Source organism: Aggregatilinea sp. (assembly GCF_036822615.1).
Lineage (GTDB): Bacteria > Chloroflexota > Anaerolineae > Aggregatilineales > Aggregatilineaceae > Aggregatilinea.
The window spans coordinates 65980-87275 of the sequence record NZ_DAISHJ010000010.1; the positions used below are offsets into that span (position 1 = coordinate 65980).

Annotated in this window: 16 protein-coding genes; 8 read left to right on the forward strand and 8 right to left on the reverse strand. The window is 61.3% G+C overall.

Features of this window, described 5'->3' with window-relative positions; genetic code table 11:
* Positions 1-69: 69 nt before the first annotated feature.
* The 3 genes from V7116_RS05560 to V7116_RS05570 form a co-directional block, all read right to left on the reverse strand.
* Positions 70-2085 (reverse strand): (Fe-S)-binding protein, encoded by a 2016-nt coding sequence (locus V7116_RS05560; protein ID WP_324390901.1) that lies wholly within the window; start codon positions 2083-2085, stop codon positions 70-72.
* Between the two features lie 63 nt (positions 2086-2148).
* Positions 2149-3876 (reverse strand): hypothetical protein, encoded by a 1728-nt coding sequence (locus V7116_RS05565; RefSeq protein WP_324390902.1) that lies wholly within the window; start codon positions 3874-3876, stop codon positions 2149-2151.
* A 157-nt stretch (positions 3877-4033) separates the two neighbouring features.
* Positions 4034-5728 carry an alpha-amylase family glycosyl hydrolase gene (locus tag V7116_RS05570; RefSeq protein ID WP_324390903.1) on the reverse strand — a complete coding sequence of 565 codons (1695 nt, stop codon included), beginning with the start codon at positions 5726-5728 and terminating at the stop codon, positions 4034-4036.
* Positions 5729-6026: 298 nt separating this feature from the next.
* Here V7116_RS05570 and V7116_RS05575 point away from each other — a divergent pair, with 298 nt between their 5' ends.
* Both V7116_RS05575 and V7116_RS05580 read left to right on the forward strand, forming a co-directional pair.
* Entirely contained in the window at positions 6027-6191 is a 165-nt protein-coding gene (locus V7116_RS05575) for a DUF1328 domain-containing protein (protein ID WP_324390904.1), read from the forward strand.
* A gap of 48 nt (positions 6192-6239) precedes the next feature.
* On the forward strand, positions 6240-6389 hold the full coding sequence (locus V7116_RS05580; protein WP_324390905.1) for a DUF3309 family protein: 150 nt from the start codon (positions 6240-6242) through the stop codon (positions 6387-6389).
* A gap of 77 nt (positions 6390-6466) precedes the next feature.
* On the opposite strand, the gene V7116_RS05585 is transcribed toward V7116_RS05580, so the two are convergent.
* The gene (locus V7116_RS05585; RefSeq protein ID WP_324390906.1) at positions 6467-7402 is read right to left on the reverse strand and encodes an SDR family oxidoreductase; all 936 of its coding nucleotides are present in this window, start codon (positions 7400-7402) and stop codon (positions 6467-6469) included.
* Positions 7403-7656: 254 nt separating this feature from the next.
* On the reverse strand, positions 7657-8439 hold the full coding sequence (locus V7116_RS05590; RefSeq protein ID WP_324390907.1) for an SDR family oxidoreductase: 783 nt from the start codon (positions 8437-8439) through the stop codon (positions 7657-7659).
* A gap of 360 nt (positions 8440-8799) precedes the next feature.
* Here V7116_RS05590 and V7116_RS05595 point away from each other — a divergent pair, with 360 nt between their 5' ends.
* On the forward strand, positions 8800-9015 hold the full coding sequence (locus V7116_RS05595) for a CsbD family protein (RefSeq protein ID WP_324390908.1): 216 nt from the start codon (positions 8800-8802) through the stop codon (positions 9013-9015).
* A gap of 73 nt (positions 9016-9088) precedes the next feature.
* On the opposite strand, the gene V7116_RS05600 is transcribed toward V7116_RS05595, so the two are convergent.
* On the reverse strand, positions 9089-10060 hold the full coding sequence (locus tag V7116_RS05600) for an aldo/keto reductase (protein ID WP_324390909.1): 972 nt from the start codon (positions 10058-10060) through the stop codon (positions 9089-9091).
* Positions 10061-10267: 207 nt separating this feature from the next.
* Between V7116_RS05600 and V7116_RS05605 the strand changes: the two genes are divergently transcribed.
* Complete coding sequence (locus V7116_RS05605) at positions 10268-10954, forward strand: metal-dependent transcriptional regulator (RefSeq protein WP_324390910.1); 687 nt, start codon at positions 10268-10270, stop codon at positions 10952-10954.
* Positions 10955-11037: 83 nt separating this feature from the next.
* On the opposite strand, the gene V7116_RS05610 is transcribed toward V7116_RS05605, so the two are convergent.
* Positions 11038-12087, reverse strand: a complete 1050-nt coding sequence (locus tag V7116_RS05610; RefSeq protein ID WP_324390911.1) for a GHMP family kinase ATP-binding protein — start codon at positions 12085-12087, stop codon at positions 11038-11040.
* A gap of 217 nt (positions 12088-12304) precedes the next feature.
* Between V7116_RS05610 and V7116_RS05615 the strand changes: the two genes are divergently transcribed.
* From V7116_RS05615 to rlmN, 4 genes are all read left to right on the forward strand, one after another.
* Complete coding sequence (locus V7116_RS05615) at positions 12305-13300, forward strand: NAD-dependent epimerase/dehydratase family protein (protein ID WP_324390912.1); 996 nt, start codon at positions 12305-12307, stop codon at positions 13298-13300.
* 412 nt (positions 13301-13712) lie between these two features.
* Positions 13713-14912, forward strand: coding sequence for a hypothetical protein (locus tag V7116_RS05620; protein WP_324390913.1), 1200 nt, complete (start codon positions 13713-13715; stop codon positions 14910-14912).
* Between the two features lie 141 nt (positions 14913-15053).
* The gene (locus tag V7116_RS05625; protein ID WP_324390914.1) at positions 15054-16694 is read left to right on the forward strand and encodes a hypothetical protein; all 1641 of its coding nucleotides are present in this window, start codon (positions 15054-15056) and stop codon (positions 16692-16694) included.
* Between the two features lie 24 nt (positions 16695-16718).
* Positions 16719-17828 (forward strand): 23S rRNA (adenine(2503)-C(2))-methyltransferase RlmN, encoded by a 1110-nt coding sequence (rlmN, locus tag V7116_RS05630; protein WP_324390915.1) that lies wholly within the window; start codon positions 16719-16721, stop codon positions 17826-17828.
* Here the strand turns inward: rlmN and V7116_RS05635 are convergent.
* Positions 17825-21232 (reverse strand): ATP-binding protein, encoded by a 3408-nt coding sequence (locus V7116_RS05635; RefSeq protein ID WP_324390916.1) that lies wholly within the window; start codon positions 21230-21232, stop codon positions 17825-17827. The two genes, rlmN and V7116_RS05635, sit on opposite strands and share 4 nt — an antisense overlap.
* Positions 21233-21296: the final 64 nt, after the last annotated feature.

A 21296-nucleotide genomic window follows, 5' to 3' on the forward strand; every position in this document is an offset into this window, starting at 1 on the left:
AGCAGCATCTGTGCTGCTCCCTGAGTGGTTTACGAGGGGAAAAACGCGGTAAATGCCGCTGCGCTTCGGTTACGCGTCTATGCCCATTTGCTCCGCGAGGATCTCGACCACGTCTTTGACGACCGGTCCGCCTGCGCCGCTGGCGTCGTTTCCGGCGTCGGTCAGCATCCGCATGCAGAACGGACAGCCGACCGCCAGCGTCGCCGCGCCCGTCTCTTTGGCTTCCGCGTAGCGCGTCAGGTTGACGCGCGCCGTGCCGGGTTCTTCTTCTTTCCAGAACTGCGCGCCGCCCGCGCCGCAGCAGAAGGACTTTTTGCCGCTGCGCTCCATCTCAAGCAGCGGGCCGCCCGTCACCTGTTCGAGCACGTGGCGCGGCGCGTCGGTCACGTCGTTATGACGGCCCAGGTAGCACGGATCGTGGAAGGTGACGTTGGGCGAGCGCGTGTTGCCCGGGGCCAGCCGGTGATCGCGGATCAGCTCGTCGAGGTACTCGGTGTGATGCACGACGTCGTATTTGCCGCCGAACTGCTGGTATTCCTTGCCCAGCGTATGGAAGCAGTGCGGGCAGGTGACGAGGATGCGCGGCGGGTTGACCTCGTTCAGCGTTTCGATGTTCGCCATCGCCATTTCGTAGAACAGGTACTCGTTTCCGGCGCGGCGGGCGCTGTCACCCGTGCAGCTTTCGCGCTCTCCTAATACGGCGAACTTCACGCCCGCTTTGTGCAGCACGTTCACCAGAGCGCGGGCTGTTTGCTGGGCACGCGGCTCCAGGCTGGCCGCGCAGCCGACCCAGTAGAGGATCTCGTAGTCCTCGACCTCGTCCACGGTCGGCACGTCCAGCCCTTCGGCCCACTGCATACGGCTCTGGCTCATCTGCCACGGGTTGCCGCTGTTTTCCATGCCCTTGAACGCGCCTTGCAGCTCGGCGGGGAAGTCGCCATCGACCAACACCTGATTGCGCCGGATATCCATGATGTCGAACATCGGCTCGTTGCCGACCGGGCAAATATCCACGCACGCGCCGCAAGCCGTGCACGCCCAGACTGCCGACGGCGTGATGGCGAAATCGAGCAGGGAGCGGGGCGATTCCGCGCCTGTCGCCAGTGCGACCATGTTCGACTTAATCTCGTATCGTTTGTTGACTTCCAGCGCGGAGGGCGACAGTTCTTTGCCCGTCACGTAGGCCGGGCAGGCGTCCTGGCAGCGGTTGCACATGATGCACGCAAAGGCGTCGAAGATCTGCGTCTTGTGCAGGTGCTCCAATTTGGCCGCGCCGAACTGCTCGCGCTCGTCGTCCTCGAAATCGAGCGGCGGCAGCTCCCCAAGCGAGGTGCGTTCCGGGCGTGTGAAGTAGTTCAGCGGCCCCATGAACAGGTGCATGTGCTTGGTGTAGGGGAAGTAAGGGATAAAGGCAAGGATCGCGCCGAGCGCCAGCCACCATGTCAGATGTTCCATCGTGACCAGCGTATCGGTGTCCAGCCCGTCCCACAGCCGCGCGACCAGCCCGGCAAACGGCTGCCACGGATCGCCCCATTCATCCGCGACCCAAAACGTACGCCCCAGGAAGCGCGCGCCGACGTGCACCAGGATGAATACGCCGACGATCAGCGAGTCGCGGCGGATGCCCGGCTGGACGTGATCGAGCAGCTTGATGTTGTCGTGGAAGGTCAGCGCGGGCGATTTAACCCAGAACCGCCGCACCAGGAAATAGATCATGCCCGCGAGCACCAGCACGCTCAGCACGTCCGCGACGAAGCGGTACAGTCCGCCTACGAGGCCATCCCCCAGGAACTGGATGTCGAAGTAGCCTTCCAACACGTCGCCCACGTTCACCAGGAAGTAAAACAGGAAGCCCCACACGATGAACGCGTGCATGATGCTGGTGCCCGTCCGCGACCGCAGGACGGTGCGCTGCGTCACCGCAACCTCGACCGCGCGCCACATGCGGCGCGGCAGGTTGTCGGTGTAGAGCTGGCCTTCGCCGCGATTGATAACGGCGGCGGCTTGACGAAACGTACGTTGGGTGAGGTAGAGCGAGGCAGCTACGGCGAGGAGGAACAGAATCATCTCGACAGGCGTAAGCATCGTCTCTAGTCCTTAAGGCTTATTTATCCGGTAAATGACTTCATGGCAGCGCGATCTCTGGGCTTACTGCTTGCCCAGGATCTGCTGTCGCATGACCGTCGATAAGTAGGTTTGGAACCAGACGAGCAGGTGATTGGCGATGTCCTTCGGGATGGCGATCGACACCAGTTGAAGCTGTTCCGCCAGCGTGAGGCAGGCGCAAAGCTGATCTTCGCGGCTGGGTTCCTGCATGGCGCTCTCGATGTACTGGTGTAAAACTGGTTCCGTCAGCGTTGCCAACAACTCCGGCACGGCGTCGCGCTCCTCGTGCACGAGACTGTGCGTGATCTGGAGCAGGGTGGAAACGATCATCGACGCGTTGAACAGCATGGTAATCGGCAGGCGCTGCTCAAGCAGCAGGCTCATGTCCGACAGCAGTTCCAGCAGATCATCGATATCCATTTCGCTGTCCAGCAGCAGCCGCGTCGGGATGAGCGCTTCATCTGGCGCCAGATCGCGCGTTTCGCCGGTCGGCGGAATGTAAATCGTGACCGTCTCCGCGAAGTCGGAGGCCCAGTCCAGCAGTTGATCCAGGCTCTCCGCCTCGTCATAGCTGATGTCGTCGAGGTCGTCGTAATCCCCGAATCCGTCGCCTCTCGCCTCTTCAAAATCGTACATCAGGTCTTCGTCCAGCGTGCCGGTGTCATACCCCGGGCGCTGTTCGATGACGGTGATCTCCGGCCACGAGTCCGGCATGCGCTCTTTCGAGCGGCTGAGGAAGCTCAAGAGCATGGAGACTGCGAAGCCGCCCCCGAACAGGGTAAGGTCGTAGTGTGAGTTCGGGTTGAGCCATGCCCACCAGTTCGTTTCGCTGCCCGTGCTCACGGATCGCTTGGGAGAGCCGAACAAGGCCGCGCCCAGACGCTGCACCGTCATGATCTGCCAGCGCCAGATGCGGTGATCGAGCACGTAATCCCAGGGCTGGTCGGAGGGCACCAGATCGTCCAGCGACACCACGCCGTGCTGCGGCGACAGCACCAGCATGTGCGTGAATCCGGCATCCTGCGCGTCAATGCACGCCTGTTGGAACTCGTTGCCGCCGTAAAAATTGCGCGGGAGCTGGGGTTGGGTCGCGTGGTTCTCGCTGGCGACGATCAGCGCGATAGTTTCCTGTACGGCTTTCGCGTGGCGCTCGAACAGAAAATCCGCTTCAGGCGCGACGCGCAGCCGGTACACATACCAGCGGTGGCGTCCCTTGCCGCGCGCGATCGTGCCGTTCGGATGCCGGAAGCTGGCGGTATAGATCTGGCGGCTGGGCTGAGACCAGGCGAGATCGAGCGCGGCGTCCGGCGCGAGGCCGATCCGCCCGGCAGCACCGTCGTCGTACAGGATCTGCCCGTCGGCGTCGAAGCGCAGGTTGCGGCATCCCATGTTGTACAGCACCATCGCCAACCAGATGCGCTGCGTGATCTGCTGTTTGCTCTCGTGGGCGCGTGTTTTTTCGACCATCCAGCGCACCTGTTCGCGTTCGGGGGGCTGAGCGACCTTTGACATCTGCTTCAGCCAGTTCCGCGCGGCGTGCTGTACGTCACTCACGAGGGTCGCCCGCTGTTCCTCCGGCACGGTGGTGTCGATACTTTCGATTTTGAGCCATCCGGCGGCCAGCAGGCCGCGTGCACGCTCGTCCGGCTGCTCGCGGACCGGCTCCTGCGTGCCGACTACATGCGCCAGTTCTTCCAGGGCCACGGTGACCGGTTGGGCCTGGAATGTGAGGGGGAATTGGGCAAAAAACGTGTCGAGCAGAGCGTTCATAATTGTGTGTCGTCCTTGGAGGTGGTTGATGGTGTGCCGCTGGTGCCACCAGGGTGTGTAGCGAAGTGTACACGATCTACGCGGGGATGCAACGGTAGGCTGTCGGGGCGGACCGGGCAGATTCCGTGTCTGCCCGATCCGTCAGGTGAAAAACAGATCAGTCCTGCATGCCTGTTATGTACACTTTCACTTCGCTTTCCGCCAGCGAATCGCGCAGGACGCCGCCCTGCACGTCGATGTCGTAGTTGTCGGTGTACTCGTGCCACGAACCGTCGCCGGGCCAGTTGCCGATCTCGACCTGCCCGCCATACTGGTCTTTGAGGTTGGCGACGATCACGATGATGTTGCCCTCGCCGGTCCAGCGCTTGAAGGCGATGATGGCTCGCTCATGATCGACGTGGAACACTTCGACGGTATCGGAGCGCAGGGCGGGAGCTTTCTTGCGCAGGGCGATCAAGCCCTGATAGGTCCGCTGAAGGTCCGCGTTGCGTTCGTTTTGCAGCAGCGACCAGTCGATCGGTTGGCGTTCCAGCGTTTTTTCGTGGCTTTCTCCGAATTCCTGCCCCATCCAGATCATGGGGATGCCGGGGCCGGTCAGCAGCAGGGTCGCGCCCATCTTCATGCGCCTGAACGCCGGATCATCGAGAATGCCCGCCTGTCCGAGCTGCCACAGGATGCGATCCTGGTCGTGGTTGTCGATGTAGTTGATCACGTTGTACGGGCTTTGGTAGCCTTCCTGGCGCGGGTTCAGCGTGCGCGCAATGTTATCCACATTGAACGGCTGTTGGCCGTGCGCATCTTTGCCGAGGATCGTGCACATGAGCTGCTTGGAGAAGCTCTCGTGCCATGCCGCATCCATGGGGCCTTGCATGCCCGCTACGGTCGGATCCTCCGGTACATGCTCCGCGATGGCGAAAAACGGCTTGATATCCCCGAGATAGCCTCTAATCTCGCTGCGCAGCCAGCCGAGCACGTCATAGTTGTTGATGATGGCCGTGGCGTCAAAGCGGATGCCGTCGATGTGATAGTGGTCGATCCAGTACAGAATGCCGTCGCGTACGTACTCGCGGGCAGGCCAGACGTCGAGCTTGTCGTCGTGGAACTCATAGTTGAATTTGGGTCCCCACTGCACGTCAGGCCGGTCCGGATTGTCGCGGTAGTACCAATACGTGTAATCGATCTGGGCCAGCGGCGTACTGTCTTCGCCGTGGTTGTACACGCCGTCGAGGATGACGCGAATGCCGCGCGCGTGGCACTCGTCGATCAGGTAGCACAGGTCGTCCGGCGAGCCATAGCTATTTTCGACCGCGAACAGGCTGCGGGGCAGGTAGCCCCAGCCCTGATCGCCGGGAAACTCGGTTACGGGCATCAGCTCGACCGCGTTGATTCCCAGCTCCGCCAGATGATCGAGCTTTTCGGCCACAGAGCGGAACGTGCCGCGCCCGGCCTGTTCGTCTCCCGGCCCGCCTCGATAATCCCCAATGTGCATTTCGTAGATCACCAGATCCACGTTCTGCGGGAGGGGCACATCGTCGTGCCGCCATTCGTAGGTGGTGACGACCGACTTGCCGCCCTGTACCAGCACGCACGAGTTTTCGTAGGTGTCGGGCGTGACACGCGCCGCGCGCGGGTCGGGGATCTCGACCATTTCGTCTTCCGCGAAATAGCTCCTGGACTTCACCACGAATTTGTATTCGTGCTCGCCGTCGTCCAGCGGCACGCTGGCGCGCCACCAGCCGTCGTCGCCGCGCTCCATTTCGAGTGGCTGCCAATCGTTCCAGTCGCCCACGAGCGCGACGTACTCGTTATAAGGCGCAAAAAGTGCAAATGGAATTCCTTCATGTTCTGGCATTACACCTGTATCCTCCGTCACAGCACCCTTTGGTTCATTCCAATATGCTGTGAGAATTTTAAGGTTGTGGGGCCAGTTTCGACCATATGCCCCGGAATATTGCTGTGCGATGCGGGCGTTATGCGGGGCAATTTGAGAGAAGATAGTCACATGACCTATAGCGAAATGCGCCACTCGGCTCCTCGCAGATGCGCCACTCCGCACGTTTGGACCCACGCATTGTGATCTACATTGTGTCTATCGTGGTAAGGGAAAATACGCTGGGGCAGAAGTCGCCCCATGTGACGCGGAGGACATCATGTTAGGTTGGGCACTCACGTTCCTGATCGTGGCTCTACTGGCGGGTATTCTGGGCTTCGTGGCGATCGCGGGCCTTGCGGCGACGATCGCAAAGGTCCTGTTCCTGGTTTTCCTGGTGCTGTTCGTCGTTTCGCTGCTGTTTGGCCGCCGGGTCGAAGTCTAGCTGGTTCTGGCGAATTTCTACAGCGCAAACGTTGAGGGGAGATGAGCAATGTTACTTCTACTTTTGCTGCTACTGGTGATCGCATTAGCGGCGCTGCCAGCGTGGCCGTACAGTCGTGGATGGGGATACTATCCGAGCAGCGGCGTCGGTTTCGTGCTGCTGATCGTGTTGGTGCTGTTCCTGTTTGGCGTCATCTAGCTGCTTGGGAGCAGGATCGATGAGACGAGCGGACGGGTGACTTCACAGGTCACCCGTCCGCTCGTTTTGGTGGTGCGCTAGTAACCTCTGGCGCGGTCCTTGCGACGCGCCAGCTCGTTGGCATAGGATCGACCCAGCGTGTCGGCGTGCTCCTTGGCCCACTCGGTGAGCTTCATCGGGGCGGTGGGCGGTGTATTGACCGCCAGCGTACCGGCCATCAGGCCCTCGACTTCTTCCCAGGTGAGAAACACATCCTGCACCAGCCAGCCGACGACTCGCGTGGCGGCATACGCCAGTCGCGGCGGCATCGAGACCATCGGGCGCGGTTTGCCGATGATGTGCCCAATCTCGGCCACCAGCTCGCGGAAGGTGAAGGTTTCCGGACCGACCGCGTTGAGCGTCACATTCTCCGTTTGTGCGCCCAGCTCGACGGCCAGTGCCGCCAGATCGTCGACGTAGATCGGCTGAATGCGATAGCTGCCGTCACCGAAAACGCCGAAGATGGGCAGGCGGCGCAGCGTCCACGCGATGTTGTTGATCAGGATATCTTCCTTGCCGAACAGCACCGCCGGACGCAGGATGGCATACGACAGGCCGGAGCTTTGCAGCGCCGCTTCGAGCTGCGCCTTGCCCGCGAAGTACTCGAGCCCCAGGTCTTCGGAGGGATTGGTGATGCTGACGTGCACGACGCGCTCGACCCCGGCACGCTGTGCTGCTTCAAAGAGGGTCAGCGTGTTGCGCACGGCGTCGGCGTGCGTGAACAGCCGGTGATTGAAGCGCACCCAGTAGGTGTTGTAGAGGACCGACACGCCGCGCAGCGATTCGGTGAGCGCTGCCGGATCGTCGAAGTTGAACGGGTGCACGGTGATCTGGTCGCCGAACGGATTTGCGCGGCGAGTTGAGTTCGTCAGCGTGTGGACGGTGTGCCCGCGTTCGAGCAGGTGAGTTGCGATGTACTTGCCGGAGTAGCCAAAAGCGCCCGTCACGGTATGGACCTGGCCAGTTTGACTCATCTGAAGCCCCCTGTCACGTGCAATGCGGAAGCCAGCCTCTATAGTACCCCACTTACAAGTCTACTTGATTTCCCTGGTTACTGCTCGCAAATCCAGCCGGAAGGTGAGACAATGCGAGCGTGAGCCCTGCGGCGACGATCGCGAAAGTCCTGCTCTGTTTGGCGCTATCTGGCTGCTGGGAACAGGGTCGGTGAGACGAGCGGACGGGGGACTTTACAGGTCCCCCGTCCGCTCGTTTGGGTGATGCGTGAGGGTTATCCGATCAGTAGCGACTGCGCGCCGTCGATCCAGATTTCGCTGCCGCTGATATGGCTCGATTCATCCGACAACAAAAAGTGAACCAGATCGCCGACCTGTTCGGCCCGTCCCGGTACGCCATCGGTCAAGGGGATGTTTCCCTCCGGGTATTCCGCTGGCTCACGGATCTCGTCCAGATCGACGCGCTCGGTGTTGTCATCGATCTCCGACTCGATTGCGCCGGGGCAGATGACGTTCACGCGAATCTTGTGTTTCGCCAGCTCCACAGCTAGCATTTTCGCCAGCGCGACCTGCCCCGCCTTGGACGTTGAATAAGCCGTCGCGCCGGTATTGCTGAAGACGCGCGTGCCGTTGATCGACGAGGTGACAACCACCGAGCCGCCCTGCCGCTTGAGATACGGCACGGCATATTTGATCGTTAGAAACGTCCCCTTCAGGTTGATGTCAAGCGTTTGGTCCCAGTCTTCTGGCGTGAGATCCTCGATGGATATCCATACCCCGTTGATCCCGGCGTTCGCAAAGACGGCGTCAATCGTGCCCCACTTGTCGGCAACGGCCTGCATGGCCTGCTCCATCTCGTCGGGCTTTGAAATGTCTGCCAGGACGACCATCGCCTCGCCGCCGTCGCGCTCGATCTGGCGCTTTACCGCCTCCAGTTCATCCGGCGTGCGCCCCAGCACGGCGACCTTCGCGCCGCTTGCGGCAAGGCGCTTCGCTGCAGCTTCACCCAGGCCGGAACCCGCACCTGTCACTACCGCTACTTTACCTTCTACCGTCATTTTTCCTCCCAAACGTTCCTGTAAACGGTGTTGTCGCATGCGGCCCACTTGTAGGGGTGTGCGACTTGCTAATGTATTTGTACTGCAACGCGATCTTTGGCACATGAGGGAAGTGGCGGGTTTGGCTCTAGGCCGGGTGGCGGGATTTTGGTCTACTCGAACAGGGAAATAGTCAGGGTGCGTGGGCTACCTACTCATGAATCAGCCAGTTAGCCTAGTGCGAAATCATCCACCCTCCTCATGTTATAACTGGCGCTTGCTCTAAAATAGAGGATGTAAGTTGATGAGTTGGTGCGGGGGCCAATCGGGACCGCGCACCCATGCAAACAAGTGTGAGATTGTATCGATATTGGAGGAAAAATGGCTGGTACATGGGATCGTATTAAGGGTAATTGGAAGCAGGCGAAGGGTGAAGTTCAGAAGCAGTGGGGCAAGCTCACTGACGACGACATGGATATCATCGAGGGCGAGCGCGAAAAGCTCTCGGGCCAGATCCAGGCCCGTTATGGCATCGCCAAGGACGAAGCGGATCGCCAGATCAACGACTGGCTGGATCGCTCCGAGGCCCGGCGCTAAGGCTTCCGAGCAGTATAGCGTATAAAAAATACAGGCTCCTACGGGAGCCTGTATTGTGTGTGGCACGGGTGAGCTACTGCGACCAATCCGTAGGGGTGCGGTCCCAGCGGTGCGCGCGCAGCTTTTGCAGCAGTCCATCGGGCAGCCCCTGGCCGTCGCTGACAGTGGTGTTGCTCTTGACGTGCTTCAGCTTGCGCATGCCCGGAATGATGGTGCTGACGGTCGGATTTTCGAGGATGAAGCGCAGCGCCATTTCCGGCATGGTCATGCCGTTGGGGACCAGCGGGCGAAGCGCTTCGGCGCGGTCGACGGAGGCGTTCAGGTTTTCCGCCACGAAGTAGCTGTTACGCCAGTCGCCTTCCGGCCACGTAGAGTCCTTGGTGAGGTTGCCCGTCAGCGTGCCCTCGTCGAACGGTACGCGTGCGATGATCGCCACGCCGAGTTCGTCGCACAGTGGGAAAAGCTCGTCCTCCGGGTTCTGATCGAAGATGTTGTAGATGACCTGCACGGCGTCGATCTTGCCCGTGCGCAGGGTGTTCAGGACGTTTTCCGGCTCCCAGCGGTTGACGCTGACGCCCATCGACTTGATCAGCCCTTCGCGCTTGAGGTCGTCCACGGCGCGCTGCCACTGCTCGTCTTCCGCCCAGGCGTCTTCCCAGACGTGGAACTGCATCAGGTCGAGGCTGTCCTGGCCGAGATTTTCCAGGCTGCGCTTGGTCATCTCCACGATGTAGTCATAGGGGAACACGTCTTCCAGCTTGAAGCCGCGCCGCGACGGCCACTTGCGATTCTTCGGCGGGATCTTGCTGGCGGTATACAGAGCCTTGCCGGGATATTCGCGCAAAAGCTGGCCGAGAAGCTGCTCGCTGTGGCCCTCCCCATACGCATACGCGGTGTCGAAGAACGTGACGCCCTGTTCGACGGCATAGCGCAGCGACTCCATCGACTCTTCGTCTTCCGAGCCGGTCCAGCCCGCCATGCCCCACATGCCATACCCGATCTCGCTCACCTGCCAGCCCAGGCGTCCAAAGGTTCTGTATTGCATGCCTCTAATCTCCTCTAAAATGACGGCATTTTTCCCGGTTGTGCGGCAGATTTTGCCCATGCAGCCGTCTACCAGTTATACCGTAGGCGAGCGAATTCTACATCTCGGCTACGGGAAGGGCGATATACAGCGCGCAATGGTGAGAGACGCGAGATTCTGCTATTATGGAGGCACAATGAGCGGTCTGAATGAGGAGCGAGCCGCGGCGTGAGCGAGCAGGCCGGAATCCGGCCCAACTATAGCGAAGCAATCGAAGATTTCTTAAAGGCTATTTACCTGCTTCAGCAGGAGCACGAGCGCGTCCAGACGTCGATGCTGGCCGACGCCTTAGGGATTACTGCGCCATCGACCACTGAGATGGCGAAAAAACTGGCGAAGGCCAACCTCGTGGTTCACGAGCCGTATCGCGGCATTCAGTTGACTCCCTCAGGCGAGCGCATCGCGTTGGAGATTATCCGCCACCACCGTTTGATCGAGCTGTTCCTGGTCGAAGCCCTGGGCTACACGTGGGATGAGGTGCACGAAGAGGCCGAGCGCATGGAGCACGCCGTCTCCGAGCGGCTGGCCGAGCGCATCGCGCAGTACCTCAGCAACCCGCGCTACGATCCGCACGGCGATCCGATTCCCAGCGCCGAAGGGGATGTCACCGAGCGCCTCCTGACGCCGCTGTCCGAGTGGCCGCTGCAAGACCGGGGCCGCGTGGCGCGGCTGGTGGACCAGTCGCCGGATATGCTGCGCTATCTGGCCGATAAGGGCCTGATTGTAGGGGCGCCAGTGGAAGTGGTCGCGCGCGATCCCTTCGACGGGCCGCTGTCGTTGATGGTGAGTGAGCGCCACCAGATCATCGGCCAGAACGTTGCGTCACACGTACTGGTCGATCGCGCTGAAAGCTGAGCCACCAAAAAACGGAGCGGCCAGCATACTGCCGCCGCTCCCGGTTAAGCCTCGTATAACAGGCAGCACACGCTGCCGCCCGGTTATTCCCAGATACGCACCCCAAACCGGCTGAGGTAGATCGGCAGGCTCTTGAAGGCCGGATTGGCCGTCTCGATTGCCTGGATGAGTTCGCGCTTTTCGCTGGAGCTTGGCCCGCACAGCAGGGTGACTGAACCGCCTTCACCGCCTGCGCCGTTGACCTTCCATCCCACCGCGCCGTGTTGTTTGGCGATGTCGATGATCTGCTGCGCGTCCGCGCTGATCAGGTCGGGGTGCAGGTCGCCCTGCGCCTCGGTGTTGACGATCATCGCGCGCCCGAGCGCCTTGAAGTCACCCGCGTAGATCGCGTCACGCGAAAGCTGGGCCGTGCGTCGCAGTGAATCGAGCGCGACGTTATTGGGGCCGCTGTCTTCCAGCTTGCGGATCACCTGCTCGTGCACGGCGGAAGATTCGTGCGCTTTCCCCAGGAAAAACAACACCAGCCGCCGTTCCAGCTCCCACCAGACCGTGTTCGGAACCTGGATCTGCGAGACGGTCGCGTAGGGATACTGGTACATGTCGATGAAGTTGATGCCTCCGAAGGCGGCGCAGAGCTGGTCTTGAATACCGCTTTGCAGGTTGAGCATCTTCGTCTCGACGTCGTGGGCCGCGTAGGCGATTTCGTGCGGGGTCATGGTGCCGGGCGTCAGGCGGTCGAGTGCGGCCACCAGTGCCACGGTGATCGCCGCCGAGGTGCCGGTCGAACAGCCCGCCGGTACTTCGGAATAGACCGTGATATGCAGCGCAAGGTCTTCCGGCACGCGCATATACTCGATTGCGGCTTCCAGCAGTGGGTGACGATCCCACTCGCTGTGTCCCGGCGCGATGGGGTACACGTCGCCGTAGTTTTCCGCGTAAAGGATGATCCGGTGCTCGCGCGCTTCGACCGGAAACACCTTGATCTGGACCTCGACGTAAGGATAGACGCCGATGTTAAAGATTTCCCCGTGTCCGGCGAACCACGTATCGGTCCAGCCGCCGTTATCGCAGATACGGATCGGGGCAACGCTGTTGATGACGCGCAGCGGAGTGGTTTGAGCTTGGTCGTTCACCGCAAAAGGGTCCTCTCGATGGAGCACTAAGTATCCTCAAAAAAACGCCTGTAAGTATACTGTCCTCTGTGGCGGGACGCGAAACGCCGCCTTGCCTTGCCAAACTGTTATGAAGTGGAGCAATGTTGATAGCTAAGTTTAGTTGAATGTCCACCCCAACCCGACTATGATAAAAATGACCCCCTGTGGGGATGATGTGGACTGGAGGGAGAAGAAAATGCACGTCTTGATTACGGGTGGAGCAGGTTATATCGGGTCCATGCTGACGGCGAATCTGCTGTTCCAGGGCCATCAGGTCACGGTGGTGGATAAGCTGATTTTTGGCGGGGACTCGCTGCTGGGCTTTATGACGCACCCGGCGTTTAAATTTCACTATGCAGATCTGACTGAGACACGGCTGTCCTCGCTGGTCGATTTGAGCGATGTGGACGCGGTGGTGCATCTGGCGGCAATCGTGGGCTTCCCGGCCTGTCAGGCGGTGGGGCACGACGTCGCGTGGCGTTACAACGTCGAGATGACCCAGGAAGTATTCGCGGATGCCGAGGCTGCGGGCGTGAAGCGTTTCGTGTTCGCCTCGACCTACAGCAACTACGGGCTGGCCGAAGACGGCCTGATGGTCACCGAAGAATCGCCGCTGCGCCCGCAGTCGTTGTATGCGGAGACCAAGATCGCGTCCGAGCAGTTCCTGCTCGAAAAATCCGCGACCTCAAGCTGCGTGCCGGTGTTGTTCCGCTTTGCGACCCTGTTCGGCATTTCGCCGCGCACGCGCTTCGACCTGATCATCAACCAGTTCGTGCTCGAAGCGCTCACCCAACGCAAGCTGATCATCTACCAACGCGGCTATGCGCGCTCGTTCGTGCACGTCTACGACGTGGTGCGCGCGGTGATCATGGGCCTGACAGCGGACGAGGGGATCGTCGGCGGGCAGGTGTTCAACGTCGGTTCCGAGACCGGCAACTTCTCCAAGGACGAGATCGTGCAGCTGGTGAAAAAGCACGTGCGCGGGGTCGAGATCCAGTACAAGGACCTCAGCTTCGGCGGCGACATGCGCGACATCCGCGTGTCGTTCGAGAAGATCCGCTCGCGCCTGGGCTACGAGCCGATCGTGTCGGTGGAAGACGGCATTCAGGAAGTCCGCGACGCGATCGAAACCGAGCTGGTCGGCAACGCCCTGTCCGAGCGTCATCGCAACGCGCACTTCATCGTGCAGTAACGCCTCTCTTTTTCCGGTTATCTGCCCGCCGCGAGCTTGCCTCCGGCGGGCTTTTTTGTGCCGACGGGTCCGTTTCGCTGGGCAGTGTGTGGCGAAAATCACTTATGCCGCTGCGTTTTGAGTGATACACTGAAGCTACAAGCAGGATGAACCGGGCGCGATCCGGCTCCGACCGAGGGCGGCAGTCCTGCGCGAGGGCAGAACGGGACGGGGAGATGCGGGCCAAAAAACGGCGTGCCGTCCCATCATTGAGAGGACAGGTTTTACACAGCGAGCTGTTGCCAGCTCCGGCGAGATCCTGAATTTCACTTCGCGGTCTATCTCGTGCCGCCCTAACTGACGTGAGTTTCCGGTTGCCGTGCCAGGCGTCCCCTGCCTGGCTGGAAGCGTGGAACGAACCAGGAGGCGTACCATGTCAGGCTCAAGGCAAAGCGAGACGTTCAACACGACCCCCAAACTCAAGACCGAATGGGATATCGGCACGTATTTGCGCTATGAGCACGAGCGCCCGGATGTCGTGGCGCTGACGTGCGATTGGCGGGGCGAGGTGCCGACATTGACGATCGATGCCGCGCTGGCTGTGCTGCGTGGCGACTACCCGCGCAACGTGTATCTGGCTGAACTGCCGCGCCCTGGCGCATGGACGCGCAAGCTGAAGCTGATCGTGCCGGGCCAGGAAAGCCGCATCGTGACGGTGGCCGGTGGTGGCACGCCGCGCCTGTGGCTGGGTAACGAGGTCGCCTACCAGCTCCCGAACCTGAAAGCGCGCTACATGGGCGCTATCTACCGGTATGCGATGTCCAACGGCAAGCTCGCGGTCGAAAAGCTGACGTTCGATGAGCCGCAGGGCGGTTTGGCGCTGTCGCTGAGCCACCACATCCACGATCGCATGGTTCAGGCGCGGGCGCTGATCGATGACCGCGTCATCGTGCCCGATCTCGCTGCGCGCGGCCAGTTCAGTATGCCCGGCTGGAACGGCGCGTTCCTGATCTACAGCGAAGCCGTGAACTACCGGCCCTCGACGTTTTTACGGCTGGGGCGCGGCTATTCCAGCCTGGGGCATCCGGTGCGCCTCAAGGCGTTCTGCCTCGGCGTGCACAACCTGCTGCATACCCTGCGCAAGCTGAACGATGGCGGCATGTTCCACGGCGATCTGGTGCACCGCGTCCACGGGGGCAGCGCCAACCTGGGCTTTACGCCGCAAGGACAGGTCGTGTTGAAGGGGTGGGGGCACCGCATCGATGTTAAGGCGCTGGAATGGCCGCCGGAGGCGCTGCACCGTCAGCGGATGCGCGAGGTGACCGGGGCGCTGGCGGGGCTGCTGGAAGATCTGCTCAACAGCGATCTGCCGCAGGAAGAACGTAAGCAGCGCGTGGTCGAGCTGGTGTCGATTGGCTTGAAGGCGTATACCGGGCGGAGCGTGCTCGACCCGGTGGAGCTGATGATCGGGCTGACGACCGAGACGAACCGGCTGCACCGGTCGATGCCCATGATGCCGGGCGGCTACGATTTCCAGGACGATTACGATGGCATGTTCCTGTATTCTGAGAGCAGCCAACTGCCCGACGAGATGAGGAACTGGCTGGTGCAGTGCGTGTTCCAATACGTCTAGCAGGCGCTTTGGCGCTTACTCGCCGTTCTGTTGGCGGAGAGGTAAGAGGTCAGCCCTAGCCATAGGGTCACCTCGCATGAGGCCGCGTCTCGTGCTACGATTACGCGTGTACCGGTTTCATGCGAATGAGGACAATGCGCGATGGGCACATACCGTTTGGGACAGGCTGCGCGGGTGTGGGTAGTTCTTCTCGCGCTGGCTGCCGCCCTGCTGCCGCTGGCCTCTGGAATACGTGTGGGCGCTCAAGGCGGGACCGAAGAGCCGGTCCCGGCAACGGAAGCGCCGCCGGAGGGCGCGGAGGCAGAGGAGCCGCCGCCTGACACCCATATTTTCGGGTACAGCACGTCGCCGCGTTTCCCCATCGTGGTCGGGTTTGTGCTCAATGTGGACGTGCCTGTCGATGAGATCACCGCGGCGGTGCTGACCGTCAGCCAGCCTACCGGCTTCGAGCGGCGACTGGCGTTCGATCCGCTTGCCGACTACGTCAGTGACAGCGGGCCGGAATTCACCAATCTGCGTTATGACTGGTTTCTGCTGGAAGACACGCCGCTGACACCGTTCGAAACCGTCAACTACACGTGGCAGATCGAGACGACCGACGGCATGCTTTCGAGCCTCACCGATTCGTTCGTGCTCGTTGACGCTGCGGCGGGCACGTGGCGCACGACCGGCACTGCGCCCCTGACGCTGCACTCCTACAAAAGCTCGCTGGCCGCAGATCGCGTGCAGCTTGACGTGCTCGCGGCCTATGACCTGCTGGCGCGCCGCACCGGGCGGTCGCCGTTGTTCGAGTTCGTTATCTACGAGCCAACGGCGGACTTTTGTGCGCGTGTCAAAGACGAGCGAACCGGCGAAACGCAGAGCGCCGTGGTCGCAGATAACCTGATCGTGTATCCGTGCACAGAGGCGGATTACGATGCGCTGTACGAGCGCGCGGGAATGACCCCGATTCACCGGACCAACGCGAGCTTCACCGAACTGGAAGATATGATAGTCGCGGCGATGGCCCGGCAGGTGTACGGGGATCTGTGGGGGGATGCGACCGTTCCGGCCTGGTTTACCGAAGGGTTGGCGGGGATGTATGGGCTGCGGCCCAACCTGTCCGCGCTGGCTCGCGCGCGAATGGATATCGAGCGGCGCACGCTGCTCGATTATGGCGCGTTGGGCGTGGAACCCGGTGAAGACTCAGACGTGCAGGTGCAGCAGTCGTGGAAAGCTGAGTCATTCCTGCTAATATTGTATCTGGCCGATCGTTTTGGCGCGGATGCGCCTTTCGATCTGGCGCGCGCTATTCCGAATACGGAAGGCGGGTTTGAGGCCGCGCTGCACGATCTCACCGGGACCAATCTGGCAGGGTTGTGGGAGCCGTTCCTGGCATGGGTGAATTCATCCGCAGCAGACAGCGCGGCGGTGTGGACGCCTTATCTGCCCGTGACCGCGACGCCCACGCTGACGCCCTCCGCGACACCTGTCACGCCGACCCTGACGCCGACCATTACGCTGACCCCGACGGATACGCTCACGCCGACCCCGCCGGGTCCGCCGCCGCCCACAGCGATCGTCAATGTCGCCAGCGCGACGCCGCAGGTCAGCCCGACGAATACCGCGCTGCCGCCGGGCAGCCTGCCCACGCTTGCACCGACGAGCACAGCGTCCGCTCCGGCTGAAGACACCGGCAGCGACGTCGATCCGGTGATGATCGGCGCCATCGGAGCCGTTGCGGTGCTGGGGCTGTTGGTGATCGTGCTAGGCATCGCCAGCTTACGGCGGCGGTCGAAGTAAGACTCTGTACTGTAAGGATACATCGTGGAACAACGACTTATCGCAGACGAACATCGCAGACCGTCGATTTACGATCTCTCGCTCGCTCAGCTCACCGACGTTCTGGCGGGGTGGGGCGAGCCTGCTTTCCGGGCCCGGCAGGTCTGGGAATGGCTGTACAAGCACAAAGTAGACCGCTTTGAGGCGATGGCGAACGTGCCGCGCTCGCTTCGGGAGCGCCTTGACGCGGCGTACCGGATCGGCACGCTGGAGCTGGTTGCCGAGATTAAGTCCTCGGATGGGCACACGGTCAAACGGTTGTTGGGCCTACCCGACGGCCAGATGATCGAAAGCGTGCTGATGGAATATGATGGCAACCGCCGCACGGCCTGCATCAGCACCCAGGCGGGCTGCGCGATGGGCTGCGTATTCTGCGCGACGGGCCAGATGGGATTTTCGCGCCACCTGACGCCGGGCGAAATCGTGGAGCAGGCGGTTGTGTTCGCGCGCCAGTTGGAAGCCGAGGGCGAGCGCCTGAGCAATGTCGTCCTGATGGGCATGGGCGAGCCGCTTCACAATTACGACGCCACGCTCGAAGCGATCACGCGTCTCAACGACGAAGACGGCCTGAACATCGGCCAGCGCCACATCACACTAAGCACCGTGGGCCTCGTGCCTGCGATCCGGCGCTTTGCCGACGAGAATCTGCAAATCGGGCTGGCGATCAGTCTGCACGCGGCGACCGACGAGGAGCGCAGCAAGCTGCTGCCCATCAACCGCCGCTGGCCGCTGACCGATCTGCTGGATGCGATCCGCTACTACATCGATGCGACCGGGCGGCGCGTGACGTTTGAGTGGGCGCTGATTGCCGGAGAGAACGACACGATCGAGCAGGCGGACCGGTTGGGCCAGCTTGTCGGCGGGCTGAAGTGCCACGTGAATCTGATTCCGCTCAACCCCACCGAATCCTATGCCGGGCGTCCCCCCGATCCGGCGCGGATCGAAGCATTTCAGGAGCGGCTGCGCACCTACGGCGTTAACAGTACGGTTCGTGTCCGGCGCGGGATCGATATCCATGCCGGATGCGGCCAGTTGAAGGCGGACGTGATCAAGCGTCCCCGTGCGCGGCAGGCGCAAATGGACGAAGCGGGTTAGAGCGGCAGGCGGAACCCGAACGTGCTGCCGCGTCCCTTCTGGCTGCTGAAATAGACCGTCCCCCGGTGATATTCGACGGCGCGCTTCACGATGGAGAGGCCCAGCCCGTTCCCCGGAATGCCGCGCGTACCTTCCTGCTTGGCACGATAGAACGGTTGGAACAGCGCCGTCTGCTGTTCGGGCGGGATACCCACGCCCGTATCCTGCACCTCAATGTTGATGTGAGGGCGTTCGTCTATCGTGCTGATGAAGGCGCGCAGCGTGATGCTGCCTTCTTCCGGCGTGTATTTGATCGCGTTGCTGATCAGGTTGCTCACGGCGCGGGCCAGTTGGATGGCGTCGCCTTGCATGATCGGCAGCTCTGCCGGGAGGTCGGTGCTGAGCTGGAGCTGCTTGGCTTCCAGCTCGGAACACAGCGACGAAGAAACGTCGTTGAGCAGTTGCAGCCAGTCGACCGGCTGCGTCACGCGGTAGTGCTGCTCGATGCGCTCCAGTGACAGGAACTCGCGCGTGATCTGTCCGACTTCCTGTAATGCTTCGAGCGTAAGCCTCACGTATTCGCTCTGCTTCGGAGTGAGCGAGTCGTGAATCTGAATGTCCAGCAGTTCCACGAAGCCCTGCGCGCGCTGCAGCGGGCCGCGCAAGTCGTGTGACGCGATGCGTATCATTTCGGACTTCGTGCGTTCCAGGTCTTGAATTTCCGCGAACAGGATAGCTTGTTCCAGCACCGAGGCGGCTTGCTGCGTCAGCGTCTGGCACTGCCACAGATCGCCCTTCTTATTGGTGTACTGCGACCGGCTGTCGCGCACGATGACACATCCCCGCATCTGCCCTTTGTTGAACAGCGGCACCACAATCACCATATGGACTCTGTCGAACCACGGCGAGTTGGGAAAAGCCTGCTCGACCTGTTCGCCTGTGAACAGCTGGCTTTCCCCGTCCGTAATGGTAGGCTTCAGCGCCGGGCTGTGGAAATCGATGGGCGTCATGCGCTCGGCGTCGGTTGCCGGGCGGCTGACGTTAGGCCGGAAAGCCGCGGCTTCCACTTCGCCTTGCATCGTGACCGGGTTATACGTGCACACGATGGTGCTCGTGGCGTCGGTAAGCTGCGTGATTTGTTCCGCCAGATGCAGCAGGATCTCGCGCGGCTCCAGGCTCGTCATGATTTTTTGTCCCGCCCGGTAGAGCGCGTCTATCTCCTTGTAGCGAATACGAAGCTGGGCGGCCTGCGATTGAACCTGAGCGTACAGATCGGCGTTTTCGTACGCAATGGCGGCCTGCCGCGCAAAGGGCGTTACCAGCCGGATGTGATAGTCCGTGTAGGAGTTCGGGGTGAGCGAATCGAGCGAGAACAACCCGACCATCTTGTCGTGCACGACGATTGGAATGCCCAGCCAGCATCGCGGCTTTAAATCATTGTTCGGCGTGTTGATCCATCTGGGTTCCTGCCAGACATCGCCGCACAGGTACGGCTCTTTGGTTTCGGACATCGCCTTGAGAATCGGCGTGGTTGCCAGATCGAACGTATAAGTACTTACCGTGGCGTCTTCCAGGTCGAACGCCTCGTATCCGCGCGATAGGGCAACACGTGCGATGCCCTCATCAACCAGCATGACGTTGGCCGCGTCATAAGGCACGATGCGCCGGACCTGTTCCAGCAACCGCGCCAAGACCTCGTTCCGGTCGAGCGTCGAGGACAGAATGGTGCCCGCTTCGACCATCGTATCCGCGATTTCACGTTCGTGGTGCAGCCGCATGGCGGCCAGTTCGCGCTCGATGCTTGCGCCAAACCCGGCGGCCATCGCTTGAATCAGGGTGAGTTCTTCGGGCCGCCACTGGCGTTCGGTTTCAAAATCATCGAAGCCGATGATGCCCCAAAAAGCGCCGTTGACGAAGATGGGGGCAATAACAAGCGATTGGATCTGGAGCGGGGCGAACAGGTCGCGCTGTCTGTCGCCCAAATTGGAAACGGTACGGTAAATCACACCACCCTGGCGAAGAATTTCGTATGCCTCCGGGTATTCCTTGAGATTCCAGGCGGCGGTGATGTTCAGCGGGTGTGTTTCAAAGAAGGTGTGGAGCCGCTCGATCGACCACCAGTTGCGGAGACGGATGAAGGATTCGTGCGTTTCGTCGTTGACCCAGAATTCTCCCAGGTGGACGAACTGCGCTTCGGTCGCTTCCCCGATCAGGCTCAGCGCCTCTTGCAGTCTGGTATCGTAACTGCCGCCGTTCAGCAGCCGGATCGAAGTCTTGGCAATGCCTTCGAGCAGCCGCGCCTGGCGCTGCAGCGCTTCTTCGCTGCGCTTGCGCGCGGTGATATCGCGCACGACGACCAGAACTTCATCGGGAAGGTTGGGGACCAACCGCGCTTCATAGGTGTGCATCTCGCCGTGATGGGGCAGGTCGTACGTGAGGCTCTCCGGCTGGCCCATCGTCGTCACGCGCTGGATCGACTTCAGGAGCGTTTTGCCCAGATCGGGCGGGCCGATTTCGGTCACTTTCTTGCCGATGAACTGCTCCGGCGGAAGTAAAGCGCCCATCTCGTCCGCTATTTTGCAGTCCAGATAGGTGCCGTCTTTGTGAATCAGCAGCAGCAGGTCGGGCATGGCCTGGAGCAGCGCCTGGAAACGATGTTCCGTGACGGAGAACTGCCGGGCGAGGAATTCGTGATGGGAAAGATCTTCAAGCACCAGCAGTCCGCCGGGGTGCATTTCTCCGGGCCTTTCGAGCGGAATGCCGAAGATGCGCACGTTGATGAACTCGTCGTTAGGCAGCTTGATGCGTGTGAACACCCGCTCGAACGGCTCGCCGTCCAGAAGCTGGCGTATCAGCGCGTGCAGTTGGGGATTCAGCCTGACGAACTGCGTTTCGAGCAGATTAAGCCCCTCAACCGTGTCAGCGTTGAGCTTGGGGAAACGCGATTGTGCCGGACCTGTGTAGTTGAACTGCGTGATGCGTCCGTCGGAATCGACTATAAACACGCCAAGCGGCACCGTGCCGAAGCTGTGATGCTCCATCGCGCTCCAGCGGGCCATCTCGTCCGTTGGGTCTGTGGGGGCGGGCATTTCACGGCAGACACAAACGATGTACTGCCCATCTTCCATAGTCGCCATCGACGCGCGCGCTTCGACCAGCACGCTCTCGCCGCCGGTGGTGCGCAGCACTCCGCGACGGCGCGAGGTGGTGCCGTTAGCAAACTGGTCCGCGCTGGCGGGTAAATCTTCGTCGAGAGGAAGGTAAATCGCGCTCAGAAGCTGTCCGTAGACGTCGCCGGGCTCGTAGCCGGTCACCTCGCAGAACGCGCGATTTGTATAAGTGATGATCAAACTTTGACGCTCTGCGATGATCACCGGATCGTGGATCGCGTCGAGCGCTGCCCCCAAATCAAGCTGCGTATACATCTGGATCTCCCCCCCGGACTTTTGTACTTAAGGGCTAAACCGCCAATTGCCAGGGTTTCTTTCA